The following is a 13,477-nucleotide window of genomic DNA, read 5'->3' on the forward strand; positions in this document are numbered from 1 at the left end:
CGGATTCACGCGGGGCTGGGCGCGGACTGGCCCCTCCAGTGCGCGGCCGGCGTCAGCGGCACGGGCGCGGGCACCGTCACGGTCGTCGTCAGCTCGACGCGCCGCCCCTCGGCCGCGGAGCGGAGCAGGGCGTCCATGGTCTCCAGGACGTGCAGGGCGACGTCGCCGTTCGCACGCCCCCCGTCCGCGGCGAGGAAGTCCAGCAGGCCGACGCCGCGAGCCCCGTCCTCGTAGCCCGCCGAAACGGGGAGGGCGCGCCACTGGGTGTCGCCGAGCGCGTGGAGGCGCACCTCTCCGTCGAAGCGGTTCGGGTCGGGGACGGCGAGGCTCGCCCGGTCGCCGTGCACCTCGATCGGTGCGGCCGTGGTCGCGACCCCGTCGAAGCTCGTCGTCAGGGTCGTCAGCGCCCCGTTCACGTGCTCCAGGACACCCGAGACATGGCTGTCCACCTCGACCGGTATGCGCTCACCCGCCCGTGGCCCGGAGCCGATGACCCGCTCGGCGCGCAGCCGGCCCGCCGCCCCGGTCACCGCGCGCACCGGGCCCAGCAGATGGACCAGGGACGAGAGGTAGTACGGGCCCATGTCCAGCAGCGGGCCGCCGCCGGCCGTGTAGTAGAAGTCGGGCTGGGGATGCCAGCGTTCGTGGCCGGGGGTGACCATCACGGCCGAGGCGAACTGGGGACGGCCGACGCTGCCCGCCTCCACGGCGGCCCGGGCGGTCTGCACCCCCGTGCCCAGCACGGTGTCCGGCGCGCAACCCACCCGCACACCCGCGCGCGCGGCGGCCTTCAGGACGGCCCGGGCCTCCTCCGGGGTGGCTGCGAGGGGCTTCTCCCCGTAGACGTGCTTGCCCCGGCCGATCGCCCCGAGGGCGATCTCTGCGTGGGCCGCCGGCGTGGTCAGGTTCAGCACCGTGTCGACGTCCGGGCTGCTCAGCAGCTCCTCGACGGTTAGCGCCTCGGCGCCGGGCAGGTCGCCGGCGACCGCGGCCGACCGGGAGGCGTCGAGGTCGGCGACCGCGGTGACGCGCACGGCGGGATGGCCGGCGAGCGTGTCCAGATAGGCCCCGGAGATGACCCCGAGCCCTACGACGCCGACGCGGTGCGCGTCGCCCACAGCATGCCCCTCTCGATGATGGTGCGGACGTCGGGGTGCTCCAGCACGTCGAGGCTGTGCCCGGGGGTCGTCACCACGATCCGCCCGGCACCCCAGCGACGCGTCCACACCGCGGGTGAGGTGACGGGCCGGTGCCAGGGTTCCCACGGCCGCACCGGATGGGTGGTGGTCGCCAGCACGTCGATCAGGTCGTCGTGCAGCACCCAGTACTGCTCCGTGCGCAGCTCGAAGTCCTCGATCCCGGCCGTGACCGGGTGCGCCCGACCGGCGTCGGTGAGGGTGATGGTGTGCGGCAGGAAGTTGTCCGACGCCTCACCCCGCCGCTCGCACGGTTCCTTGCCGGGGTGGGTGGCGAACTGGCCGCCCACCAGGTGGAGATAGTCCGACGAGGCACGGAACGAGTCGGCGATGCCACCGTGCCAGCCGGTGAAACCGGTGCCGGCGACGACCGCCGCCCGCAGCCCCGCCAACTGCTCCGGCGTGATCTGCGACATCGTCACGCACTGCACGACGAGGTCGGTGGCGGCCATCTCGGCGGTGTCGGCGTAGACATCGGTCGATTCCTCGACCCGGACGGCGTATCCGTTGTCCCGGAGGAAGGGCAGGAACAGCTCCGTCGCCTTGACCGGCTCGTGGCCCTCCCACCCGCCCCGGACAACCAGCGCTCTCTTCTGCGTCATCGTGATCTCACTATGCGCAGGGCGGACGCGCTCGGAAAAGAGGGCAGAGCATCACGAAAGTTTCGCGGGCACGGCCCGCGCGGAAACCACCCAGCAGGCCGCCGTGAAGCGGACCTCCTCACCCCGCACGAAGGGCTCGAACGCGGGGCGGACCGCCTCGACGATCCGCGCGCGGGTCCGCTCGTCCGCGCCCGGCAGCAGCATGCCGAGCGGCCCGAGCCGTGTGAAGTAGCGGACCAGTTCGCGCTCGGGCAGCGTGCACACCACGTCGACCGGCCGGAGCTCGACCCCCGCCCAGCCGCTCTCCGCCAGGATCCGGTTCACCCGCCGCGGGTCGGCGAAGGCGAACTGCCCCGGCTGGTCCGGCCGGCGCGGCGGAAGCTCCGGCACGAAGGGCGCCGCGGCCCGCTCCGCCGTCGTCATGAACGGGTTCTCCTCGGGGCCGCGCCACACCACCAGCCGCAGCCCGCCACCGTCCTTCACGGCACCGCGCAGGTTGGTGAAGGCGCGCACGGGGTCGCCGAAGAACATGACACCGAACCGTGAGACGACGGCGTCGAATCCGGCCGGCTCGAACGCGTACTCCTGCGCGTCGCCCAGGACGAAGGACGCCGGGACGCCCTCGCGTTCCGCGATGTCCCGCGCGGTGCCGATCATCGGCTCGGAGATGTCGATGCCGACGCAGTGGCCGACCCGCCGGGCGACGGCCCGGGTGACGCCGCCCGTGCCGCACCCGACGTCGAGCACGCTGCCCACGTGCTGCTGCGACACGGCCTCGGCGAGCAGGTCCTCGAAGGGCCGGAACATGCCGTCCAGCACCTCGTGGAGGTCCACCCAGGCGTGGCCGGCCGGCCCGTTCCAGCGGGCCGCCTGTTCGTCGTCGCTCCTGCGGGGGGCGTTCATGGTCGTCTCTCCTCCTGCTTGTCCTCGTCCGGCGGGGATGACAGCGTTCTACTTCAAGCCGACTTGAGGTCAAGACAATGACGGAACTGGACATCGCCGAGGTGGCACGGCGCGCCGGAGTGCCCGCCTCGACCCTGCGCTACTACGAGGAGAAGGGGCTGATCGCCTCCACCGGCCGGCGCGGCCTGCGCCGCCAGTACGACCGCGGCGTGCTGGAACGGCTGGCGCTGATAGCGCTGGGCCGCACGGCCGGGTTCACGCTCGACGAGATCGCCCGCATGTTCGCGCCGGACGGACGGCCGCGCATCGACCGGCGGATGCTCCACGACAAGGCGGAGGAACTCGACCGCAGGATCCGCGAACTGGCCGCGCTGCGCGACTCCCTGCGGCACGCCGCCGCCTGCCCGGCACCCAGCCACCTGGAATGCCCTACCTTCCGCCGCCTGCTCGACGAGGCGACGGCACCCGGACGGCACGTCCCCGGCCGCTGACGGACCACCCGGGGCCATCCGGCGAAAAACGTTCCACGTTATACTTGCGCCGCCCAGGAAGGCCACCGCCGTGCCTGTCGCACGGCCGCACGAGCGAGGGGGTGGACGCCATTCCGGCACGCCCCGCCCGCATCCAGGACGTCGCGGCCGCCGCGGGTGTCTCGGTATCCACGGTGTCCAACGTGCTCAACCGGCCCGAGCGGGTCAACGCGCGGACCGCCGAGCGGGTCCGCGTCGCCGTCGCCGAACTCGACTACGTCCCGCACCCCGGAGCCGCCGGACTGCGCACCGGACGCGCCAGCGCGATCGGGCTGGTGCTCCCCGACGTCACCAACTCCTTCTACGCGCGCATCGCCCGCGGCGCGGCCGACGCCGCCTACGACCACGGCTACTCCCTCGTCCTGTGCCACAGCGGCGACGACCCGGACCGCGAGCAGGGCTACTTCGGCATGCTCGTCGGGCAACGGGCCGTCGGCGTGGTGGTCGTGCCGCTCAGCGCCGACCCGGGCCGGCTGGCCCGGCTGCGCGAACGGGGCATCCCGCTCGTCCTCGCCGACCGCGCCATGCCCGACCGGGACGGCTGCTCGGCCTCCGTCGACGACATCGCCGGCGGGCGCATCGCCGTCCAGCACCTCCTCGACAGCGGGGCCCGCGACATCCTCGTCGTCAACGGCGAGCGCTCGATACGCCAGTGCGCCGACCGCTACCAGGGCGCCCGGCAGGCCGTGCGCAGCAGGCGCGAGGCGCGGCTGGACCAGGTCGTCGCCGAGCGGATGACCGTCGCGTACGGCACGGAGATCGCCCGCGGACTGAAGGAACTGCCGGACGGGGTGTTCTGCACCAACGACTTCCTGGCCGCCGGCCTGTGCCGGGGGCTGGCCGAACGGGGTGTGCGCGTCCCCGAGGACATGCAGGTGGTCGGCTACGGCGACCTCGACATCGCCGGCTTCGGGGCGACGACCCTGACCACCGTCCGCCAGCCGGTCGAGGACCTCGGCAGGGCGGCCGTGGAGATGCTGCTCGACGAGATCGAGGCCCGCGCCGACCACGTCCACGAGACCCGCGTCTTCGCACCGGACCTGGTCCTGCGCGACTCGACCCGCCGGCCCGGAGACAGGCCCTAGGAAGGGAACCGCAGGGTCACGGGCCCGAACAGACCCGACGGCAGCTGGGAGGGGAAGGCCCACTCCGTCGGGGTGGCCTCCGCGAGATAGGGCGCCAGCGTCCCCCGCACGGTCACCTCCAGCCGTACCGTCCGCCCGGCGACGCCGCGCAGCGGGAACCGGTACGGCGCGCAGAACGCCTCCCCGGCCGGCTCCCCGTCCAGCGACACCTCCACGCTGCCCCGCACCCGCCCGAGGTCGAGCACCGGATCAGGGCCCGGCGGCACCCGGAGCTCTCGGGCGTACAGCACGCCCCCGCTCCAGCCGCCCAGCCCCAGCTCCCGCCAGTCGCCCAGCGGCAGCGGCGCCGGGGCGGTCCGCACCCGCACCGGACCCCGCCAGGCGGAGCCGCCGCGCAGGAACGCCGTCGGCTCCGTGACGACCTCGACCCGGGCGGGCGCCGGCAGGGGCTCCCGAAGCGTCAGACGGCCGCCGTCCGCCAGGGCGGCCTCCTGCCCGTCCCCGACCCGAACGCGCGCGGGCAGCGCCGACGGCAGACACAGCGACACCGTGCCCGGCGGCACGGTGAACCGGAAACGCTGGGGCTTCGCACGGACGTCGTCGGTGGCCCGCGACGGCCGGACGGCTCCGCCCGGCACCGGCCGGCCGGTGAGCCACGCGGTCTCCGGCAGCGGATGCGGCCGTACGGCGGCGTGGCAGTGCCGCAACTCCCCGCGCCGGCGCTGGTCCTCGACGGCCCGGCCCCGCCAGGCCCCCGTCTCCACCTCCCAGCCGGCCCCGCTGACCAGGGCCGTCACCTCGTCGCCCGAGCGCACCACCAGGTCGACGAACACCGCGTCCCGGGAGGCGGTGACGACCTCCAGCGTGTGCTCACCCGCACCCAGCGCCGGCGTGTGGCGGAAGAACATGGGTACGGCGCCCCACTCCGCCTCGTAGTACTCGACCTTCTCCTGCCGCGCCACCACGTCCTTGTCGATCAGCACGGTGACCGAGCAGGCGGACCCCACGACGAGGACGGCCGGGGCGCCACCGGCCGGGACCCGAAGACGCGCCCGGTAGGTCACCGGGCCGTCCTGCCGCACTGTGCCGGGCAGGCACATGAACCGCGGCCGCGGACCGGCCCCGCCCGGCTCGGACAGGCAGAAGAAGCTGCCGAGCGGGGTGCCCTCGGTGGCGGAGACGGTGGTCGGCCGGCTGTCCGCGCCGGACAGTTCGTACTCCAGGACGTTCCGATCACGGAGGACGGTGACAGGGGCGGAAGCCACGTACCCGCCGCCCTCGGCGGCCAGCGGCTCACCGTTCCACCACACGCGTTTGACCGCCTCCGCGCCGACCTGCAGCTCGGCGGGGCCCCGCCGGCCGGTCTCCACGATCGCCCGGACCCGGGCGGCCGTTCCGCGCTCCGGCACGGGAACCCGCACGAACTCCTCGTTCACCAGCCCCTTGGTGCCCAGCAGCCCGCCCTGCTCCGGCAGGCCCCTGCTCGACGAGTACACGACCACGTCCCAGCCCGACTCCGCCGGTGCGAGCGGCAGTTCACCGGCCAGGATCCGCTCGGCCTCGACGGCGTCCAGCGGTGCGGGAAGCTCACCGGCCGGAACCGGGGGCAGGACACGGACGCGGTTGCCGTAGGTGACCCGGGCCGGAGCCCACGCGCCGCCCTCGCTCCACTCCATGGTCCAGATCTGCGGCTCGTCCACCGGCGCACCCGCCGGCAGGGCGAGGTCGCCCCAGGTGTTGTCCAGGGTGGGGACGAGCCGGCCGAGCCAGCCGTCCGAGAGGCCGACGCCCCGGCCGACCGCCCGCGGCTCCTCCGGAGGGAGCGGGCCGGCCGGCTCGCCCGCATCCGACCGCGCGGACGGCCCGGCCGGTTCCGTGCGCACCGACGGCGCTGCCGCCTCCTCGCCCGCGAACGGCCCGGCCGCCTCCGGCTCCTCGCGCCAGACGACCAGGACCGCGGGCGCGCCCTCCAGCGGTACCTCGACCGACGAGATGTCGCCGTCGCCGTCGCCGTCGCCGGAGACGGTGACACGCGCCGTGCGGCGGGAGCCTGTCGCCGGGTTCCAGATCTCGGCCTCGGCGACACGCGCCCGCACCGTCACGGCCGACGTGCGCGCGGCGACCGGAGCACGGCCGGGCCGCAGCGGGTGCGGGCCGATCTCCGGGAAGGCCGCCGTGACCAGGGCCACCCCGGATCCGCCCTGCCTCCGGACGAGCAGCGGCACCTCGCCCGTCGCGTACCCGGCGAGGGAGGCCACCGCCGCCGCCCCCGCCTCCGGGCCGGCCACCCGCTCCAGCCGGGGATGGGCGGCCAGCGCGGTCACGACCGCGTCGTCCCCGGACCGGCCCGCCGCCGTCACGGGCGGACGCCCCACGACCACCACCCGGCCGCCCCCGTCGAGCAGTTCGGCCAGCCGGCGCGCCGTCTCCTCCTCCAGCACGCTCGCCGACGGCAGCAGCACCGCCCGGTAGGCCAGGTCCCGGATCCGCAGGGCACCGTCGGTCACGTCGGCGCGCTGCACCGAGTCGTCGTCGATCACGTCGAAGGAGATGCCGTGCCGGTCCAGGCAACCGGCGTGCGGAGTCAGCCAGTTGTTCGTGCCGCACAGGTCCAGGTAGTGCCGCTGCGTCTCGTCGGCGTCGGCGTGCCCCTCGCCCAGCAGCCCGTCGCCGAAGTGCCGCACGGGCGCGTCCAGCGGGAGGAGCGCCTGCATGGTCGCGGTGGGGTACAGCACCGCCACGTCCGCCGCGTAGCCGCCCCACGACATGATCGAGCAGATCCGCGCCACCGCCCGGGAGAACGCCGGATACTGCTGCCAGTACGGCTGGCGCCAGTCGGTGGACGGCGGCGCCCACTCGAACCAGCCTCCCTCGGTGCCGAAGTAACTCGCGTGCGGGTTGTACAGGTTGGCGCCGCTGCGCAGGAACGGCAGCAGCCACGCGTAGGTCTCCTCCAGCGTGCCGCCCCAGCCGGAGGAGTGGAACGCCTCGATCCACACCCGCTCGTGGCCGTAGAGGTGCGCCATGGAGGAGTGCACCTTGGCGTCGCCGTGGTGGTCGCTGCCCGCCGCGCCGTACCAGCGGTGGGTGCGGAAGTAGTCGGTGTAGATCTGCGTCGACTGGGCCGGGTGGCCCGCGCGGGCCGGGTGGCTCTGGTCGCTGCCCAGCAGCATGCCCCGCTCCGCGTGCCACGCGGCGAGCGGCCGGAAGAAGGCCTCCTCGGTGAGTTCCGCCCGGACCGCGTAGTAGTCGGCGCGGACCTTCCCCGCCGCCGCACCGGCGTCCGTGCCGAACAGCGCGGGCAGGTGGTCGAGCAGGTCGTAGCCGCGCCGGGTGCGGAACTCCGCGGCGAAGCGGTGGCTCCAGGCGTTCGTGCCGGGCAGTTCGTCCTGGAAACTGCCCGCGACGACCGTGCCCAGGTACTCGGGGACACGGCGGTCGTACTCGTGGTGCACCGCGTCCAGCAACAGGCCGGCGGCGTACGGGTCCAGGTAGTCGAACGCGGTGGGGACGGCGGTGACCAGCCGCACCCGCGTCCCCTCGGCGGCCTCGACCTCCCCGTGTGCGCCGAGGCCGAGGCGCCGGCCCCCTTCGTCGTGGACGGCCAGGGGTGTCTCCGCCTCCCGCAGGGCGACCGCGCCGCGCGAGACCCGCACCGCGCGGCAGCGCAGCGAGAGCCCGGCCGCCCCGGGGCGACGCCGCGTCACCTGCCCCTGCACGTTGGCGCCCGAGAAACCGATCTGGTCGTAGAACCACAGCCGCGTGCCCAGTTCGGCGGCGATCTCGCAGGCGTCGGTGAAGCGGGCCCACCACTCCTCGCCGAACCAGGCCGGGTCGTCGGCCCGGGCACCGAAGGCCGGGCCGGCCGGTGCCAAGTTGATGACGACCAGGTTGTGCACCCCGCCGCGCGCGAACGCCCGGAGCTGCCAGGCGAGTCGGTCACGGGTGACCTTCGCGCCGGACCACCACCACAGCGGGGTGGGGCCGAACGCACGGGGCGGGTCGTCGAACAGCCGCCGGAGCGTGGGGGAGAGCACGGGCGCGGTCCTTCCCCTGAAACGTTTTTCGGACCGCCTTCACGGTAGGCGAGCTGGAGTGGCCGCGCCAGGGCCGGGAGCCGGAGGGCGCGATCCGGCGCCACGCCGCGCATGTCCGCGCGACACCTTGTTGCAACGTTTTCGGCGCCCTATATTCGCTGCGACCAGGCCCTCGGAACCGCCCGATGTCACCGGACGACGGAGTCGCATCATGGCCGGTACCCGCCCCATCCCCGCACCGCTGTGGAAGGCCGCCGCCCTGTCGGGCATGGCCTCCTATCTGGACGCCGGGCTGATCGTGAGCATCTCCGTCAACCTGGCCGTCTACCGCGACAGTTACGACATGGGCGTGTGGATGGCCGGGGCGATCAGCGCCGTCGTCACCGGCTGCATCGCCGTCGGGTCCCTCGTCGGCGGACGGCTGGCCGACCTCTTCGGCCGCCGCCGCGTCTACAACTGGGACATCTTCTGCTTCGCGTTCGGCGCGCTCGTCATCACCCTGGCCCCGGACGACATCACCCTGCTGATCGGCGTCCTCGTCGCGGGGCTCGCGGCGGGCGCCGACCTGCCGACGTCCCTGGCCGTGGTCTCGGACGCCGCGCCCTCCTGGGCCCGGGGCAGGCTCGTGGCGTTCACCCAGGTCATGTGGATGCTCGGCATCACCGTCGCCATCTTCCTCGGTTTCGTCCTGTCCACCACGGGCATGACCGGGGCCCGGCTGATCACCGGGCAGCTGGCCGTCGCCGCGCTCGTCACCTGGGCCCTGCGCTCCCGGCTGAGACTGCCCGCAGCGCACGAGCCGGACGGTGCGGAGCCGCAGGACGCCCCGGAGGGCATGGCCCAGGACGCCCCGGAACGCGTGTCGCTGAAGAACGTGTGGACCCGCTCCGCCCTGCTGCCGATGACCGCGACCTTCGTCTTCTACGTCACCTGGGGTCTGGGCGCCAACACCTTCGGCCAGTTCGGCACCTATCTCCTCGTCACCGTCAGCGACGCCTCCCAGAGCCTCGCCACCGGCATCAACCTGGCCTTCATCCCCATCGGCGTGCTGCTGACCCTCGCCTTCGTCCGGGTCGCCGACACCCCTTGGCGCGACCGGCTCTTCCACGTGGCCGCCGTCGTGCAGATCCTCGCCTTCGTCATCGCCTCCCTCACCGCGGGCGCCCTCGCCGGCATGCTCGTCTTCTTCGTGCTCTACCAGCTCTCCAACCCCTTCGCTGGCGAGGCCAACTACAAGGTGTGGTCGCAGCTGACGCTGCCCGCCGACACCCGCGGCACCACGCAGGGCCTCACCTACGCCCTGTCCCGGGGGGTGTTCGCGGTCGCCGCGTTCTTCACCCCCGCCCTCGCCGACCACAGCCCGGCCGTCCTGCTGTGGACCATCACCGCCTGCATGACGGCCGCGGCGTTCGCGGGCGTGTTCATCATCCGCGTCCTGGTTCCGCGCGCCCCCGGTGCGGTGCCCGGCCGGGCGGACCTGCGCGTCCCCAGCCCCTGAGCCGCAGCCGACCGATCCGAACGAGGAGCCCCGACCATGGCAACGACCGCGGACCGCACGGCCGTACGCGCCGCCGCCCTGCACCGACTGCTCCCGCCGGTCACCCGGCGCCCCACCCGCATCGGCCTGGTCGCCGGCGGACTCGGCACCTACTGGCCCCAGTTCCCCGGCCTGCTCCCGCAGCTGAAGGAGTCCGCCGCCCATGTCGCCGAGCGGTTCCGGGCCATGGACGCGGAGGTGACCGACGCCGGGTTCGTCTCCGACGCGCAGGAAGGGGCGCGCGCCGCCGAGCAGTTGCGCCGCGCGGACTGCGACCTGATCGTGCTGTTCCTGACGACGTACCTCACCTCGTCGATGGTGCTGCCGATCGCCCAGCGTTCGCACACGCCCGTCCTCGTCATCGACCTCCAGCCGACCGAGCGGATGGACCACGCCACCTTCGACACCGGCGCCTGGCTTGCCTACTGCGGGCAGTGCCCCGTCCCCGAGGTCGGCAACGTCTTCCGGCGCGCGGGTATCCCCTTCCGGTCGGTGTCGGGCTGGCTGCGGCAGGAGTCTGCCTGGCGGCGCATCGAGCGGTGGATCCGGGCCGCGCGGGTCCGCGCCGCCCTCCGGCACGCCCGGCACGGCCTCATGGGGCACGTGTACCCCGGCATGCTCGACGTGCAGACCGATCCGACCCTGCTGCCGGCGACGTTCGGCTCGCACGTGGAGGTGCTGGAGTTCGACGACCTGCGGCACCGCGTGGAGCGGGTGACCGAGACCGAGACGCGTGAGCGCATGGCACTCGCCCGGCAGGTCTTCACCCTCGACGACAGCGTGGACGAGGAGGACTTCGCCTGGGGCGCGACCGTCTCGGTCGCCCTCGACCGGCTGGTGGAGGACTTCGCCCTCGACAGCCTCGCCTACTACCACCGCGGCCTCGACGGCGAACTGCACGAGCGGCTCGGCGCCGGCATGATCCTCGGTGCCTCCCTGCTCACCGCCCGGGGCGTGCCCGCCGCCGGCGAGTACGAACTGCGCACGTCCGTCGCTCAGCTGGCCTCCCAGAGCATCGGAGCCGGGGGATCCTTCACGGAGATCCAGGCTCTGAACTTCGAGGACGGCGTGGTGGAGATGGGCCACGACGGCCCCGCCCACCTCGCGGCCGGCTCCCGCGACCCGCTGCTGCGCGGCCTCGGCGTCTACCACGGCAAACGCGGGTGGGGCGTGAGTGTCGAGCTGGACGTCCGGCACGGGCCGGTCACCCTGCTCGGACTCGGCCAGCACGCCGACGGCGGCCTCTCCTTCGTCACCTCCGAGGGCACGGTCGTCCCCGGGCCGCTGCTGGAGATCGGCAACACCACCAGCAGGGTCGACCTCGGCCGCGATCCCGGCGAGTGGGTCGACGCGTGGAGCGCCACCGGCGTGGGCCACCACTGGTCCCTCGCGGCCGGCCACCACGCCGCGGACTTCGAGGCGGCGGCGAGCCTGCTGGGCATCGGGCACCGGCACGTCTGACGGCGCGGGGCGACGGAACGGCGGGTTGGCGGGACGGCGCGGGACGGCGGAACGGCGGGGCGGTGGAGCGTTGGGTTGGCGGGGCGGCTGATGGGTGTCCGCCCCGCCCGGATATGGGTGCGGGCACCGATGGCGACGCCGGCGGCGCCCATGTGAGGCTGGCAGCGCCGCCGGGGCCGACCGCGCCCGAGCCGAGCGGGCTCCAGCCCACCGTGCTCAAGGGCACCGTGCCCGGGCCGTTCTCGCCCGGGCCGACCGTGCCCGAGCCGTTGGCGCCCGGGCCGATCGTGCCCGGGCCGTTCGCGTCCCGGACGCGACCGTGCCCGAGGCGACTGTGCCCGAGACGATCGCACCGAGTCGATCGCACCCGGGGCCGCCGCGCCCGGGCCGATCGCGTACGAGCCGACGGCCGGCCGCGGCGCACCACGCCACCCGCCGGACCGCCCCACCGAGGAGGAGCCCTTATCCGTCCCCGCACGATGAAACGATCCGCCCGACGCACACCCACGGAGGCGGTGACCCGTGGGACACGCTGACAGCCTGCTCGCCATGGGCGGTGCCTTCCTCGCCGCCGCCCTCCTCGCCCGCCTCGGCGGCAGAATCGGCCTGCCGACGATCCCGCTGTTCATGCTCGCCGGCATCCTGCTCGGACCGCACACCCCGGGCCTGGTCATCGTCGAGGACGCGCACGACTTCGAGATGCTCTCCGCGCTCGGACTGGTGCTGCTGCTGTTCTACCTGGGCCTGGAGTTCCACCTCGACGACCTCAGGAGCGGCGGCCGGCGCCTGCTGACCGCGGGCGGCATCTACCTGCTGCTCAACGTCGGCGCGGGCCTGGCCTTCGGCTTCGCCCTGGGCTGGGGGGTCCGCGAGGCCCTCGTCCTCGCGGGAGTCCTCGGCATATCCTCGTCCGCCATCGTCACCAAGATCCTCATCGACCTGGGGCGCATCGGCCGTCCCGAGACGCGCCTCATCCTCGGCGTCATCGTCGTGGAGGACATCTTCCTCGCCCTGTACCTCGCCGCGCTCCAGCCCGTCATCAGCGGCGCCCAGGGCGTCGGCGACATGGTCCTCCAGGGCGCCAATGCCTTCGGTTTCCTGCTGGCGCTGGCCGCCGCGGCCCGTTACGGCACCCGCCTGGTCGGCCGGCTGATCGCCACCCGCGACAACGAACTGCTCGTCATCAGCTTCCTCGGCGCCGCCGTCCTGGTGGCCGGAGTGGCCGAGGTCCTGGGCGTCGCCGACGCCATCGGCGCGTTCATGGTCGGCCTGATCCTCGCCGGCACACCGTCCGGCCCCCGCATCCGGGACCTGGTGCACCCGCTGCGCGACGCGTTCGCGGCCATCTTCTTCTTCGCCTTCGGCCTGTCCATCGACCCCGGTGACATCCTGTCCGTCGCCGGCCCGGTCGCCGCTGCGGCCGCACTGACCGTCGCCATGAACATCGCCGCGGGCCTCCTCGTCGCCCGGGTCTACCGCTACGGCGCCGAACCCGCCGCCGAGATCGCCACCACCCTGGTCGCCCGCGGCGAGTTCGCGCTGATCCTGGCCGCCATGGCCGCCACCGCCGGACTGGACGCCCGGCTCGCCCCGTTCATCGCCGGGTACGTCCTCGTCCTCGCGGTCCTCGGACCCATCGCCGCCGGACGCGCCCACCTGCTGGCCCGCGCGCTCCGGACCGGCCAGGACCTGCTGCCCGGCCGCACGGCCCGCACGTCCGACCGGAGCAGTCCGGACCCGTCGGACGGCGCGGGTGACGGCCCCTGCGACGGCCCGGGTGACGGTACTGCGGACAGTAGTGCGGTCGCCGCTGCGGACGGCACGCCCTCCGTGCCGCAGCCCGCCGAGGCCGAACGCTAGAGACCCGCCCGGGGTCCCGTCACCGCGGCGCGTTCAGCGCGGTGACGAGGCCCGGGAGGGCTCGCCCCGCCGTCCGGCATGGTCGAGGTGTTGCGGATCAGCGCCCCACGGCACCGGGACGCGGGAACGGCCCGCCCACGTCGCCCATGGGCCGCCGTGCCTGCCGGACCCGCAGTTGAGGACGGCGAGGGCGCGACGGCGTGGGCGGCGACGGCAGGAGAGACTCCCGTGCGCGAGGGCAGGCGAGGCTGCCCGAACGAGCGCGC

At 74.2% G+C, this 13,477-nt stretch carries 9 protein-coding genes; 5 read left to right on the forward strand and 4 right to left on the reverse strand.

The genetic code is table 11. The features are described 5' to 3' along the window. Window positions 1-5 precede the first annotated feature (5 nt). From ACF07N_RS01665 to ACF07N_RS01675, 3 genes are read right to left on the reverse strand one after another with little or no spacing between them, the layout of a single operon-like run. The gene (locus ACF07N_RS01665) at window positions 6-1,118 is read right to left on the reverse strand and encodes a Gfo/Idh/MocA family protein (RefSeq protein WP_383586301.1); all 1,113 of its coding nucleotides are present in this window, start codon (window positions 1,116-1,118) and stop codon (window positions 6-8) included. After that, window positions 1,088-1,798, reverse strand: a complete 711-nt coding sequence (locus ACF07N_RS01670; RefSeq protein WP_392107024.1) for a ThuA domain-containing protein — start codon at window positions 1,796-1,798, stop codon at window positions 1,088-1,090. The genes ACF07N_RS01665 and ACF07N_RS01670 overlap by 31 nt, the downstream gene beginning before the upstream one ends. A gap of 51 nt (window positions 1,799-1,849) precedes the next feature. Continuing rightward, on the reverse strand, window positions 1,850-2,701 hold the full coding sequence (locus tag ACF07N_RS01675; RefSeq protein WP_392107027.1) for a class I SAM-dependent methyltransferase: 852 nt from the start codon (window positions 2,699-2,701) through the stop codon (window positions 1,850-1,852). Window positions 2,702-2,778: 77 nt separating this feature from the next. Between ACF07N_RS01675 and ACF07N_RS01680 the strand changes: the two genes are divergently transcribed. Together ACF07N_RS01680 and ACF07N_RS01685 are read left to right on the forward strand one after the other, a co-directional pair. Next, entirely contained in the window at window positions 2,779-3,192 is a 414-nt protein-coding gene (locus tag ACF07N_RS01680) for a helix-turn-helix domain-containing protein (protein WP_392107030.1), read from the forward strand. Between the two features lie 101 nt (window positions 3,193-3,293). Beyond that, a complete protein-coding gene (locus ACF07N_RS01685; RefSeq protein WP_383586307.1) occupies window positions 3,294-4,316 on the forward strand; it encodes a LacI family DNA-binding transcriptional regulator in 1,023 nt (340 codons plus the stop codon). Here ACF07N_RS01685 and ACF07N_RS01690 read toward each other — a convergent pair. Next, window positions 4,313-8,353 (reverse strand): glycosyl hydrolase, encoded by a 4,041-nt coding sequence (locus tag ACF07N_RS01690; RefSeq protein ID WP_392107033.1) that lies wholly within the window; start codon window positions 8,351-8,353, stop codon window positions 4,313-4,315. The genes ACF07N_RS01685 and ACF07N_RS01690 overlap by 4 nt on opposite strands. Window positions 8,354-8,564: 211 nt before the next feature. On the opposite strand from ACF07N_RS01690, the gene ACF07N_RS01695 reads away from it, so the two are divergent. From ACF07N_RS01695 to ACF07N_RS01705, 3 genes are all read left to right on the forward strand, one after another. Then, window positions 8,565-9,851 (forward strand): MFS transporter, encoded by a 1,287-nt coding sequence (locus ACF07N_RS01695; protein WP_392107036.1) that lies wholly within the window; start codon window positions 8,565-8,567, stop codon window positions 9,849-9,851. 36 nt (window positions 9,852-9,887) lie between these two features. After that, complete coding sequence (locus tag ACF07N_RS01700) at window positions 9,888-11,351, forward strand: arabinose isomerase (RefSeq protein ID WP_392107039.1); 1,464 nt, start codon at window positions 9,888-9,890, stop codon at window positions 11,349-11,351. 522 nt (window positions 11,352-11,873) lie between these two features. Beyond that, complete coding sequence (locus tag ACF07N_RS01705; RefSeq protein WP_392107042.1) at window positions 11,874-13,211, forward strand: cation:proton antiporter; 1,338 nt, start codon at window positions 11,874-11,876, stop codon at window positions 13,209-13,211. Window positions 13,212-13,477 lie beyond the last annotated feature (266 nt).

Origin of the sequence: Streptomyces sp. NPDC015242 (genome assembly GCF_043079125.1) — a bacterium.
Taxonomy (GTDB): Bacteria; Actinomycetota; Actinomycetes; order Streptomycetales; family Streptomycetaceae; genus Streptomyces.

What these genes read in the sequence shown, in the direction of transcription:
- ACF07N_RS01670 (WP_392107024.1), bottom strand. Translation starts at nt 1,798, where the DNA reads ATGACGCAGAAGAGAGCGCTGGTTGTCCGGGGCGGGTGGGAGGGCCAC.
- ACF07N_RS01675 (WP_392107027.1), bottom strand. Translation starts at nt 2,701, where the DNA reads ATGAACGCCCCCCGCAGGAGCGACGACGAACAGGCGGCCCGCTGGAAC.
- ACF07N_RS01680 (WP_392107030.1), top strand. Translation starts at nt 2,779, where the DNA reads ATGACGGAACTGGACATCGCCGAGGTGGCACGGCGCGCCGGAGTGCCC.
- ACF07N_RS01695 (WP_392107036.1), top strand. Translation starts at nt 8,565, where the DNA reads ATGGCCGGTACCCGCCCCATCCCCGCACCGCTGTGGAAGGCCGCCGCC.
- ACF07N_RS01700 (WP_392107039.1), top strand. Translation starts at nt 9,888, where the DNA reads ATGGCAACGACCGCGGACCGCACGGCCGTACGCGCCGCCGCCCTGCAC.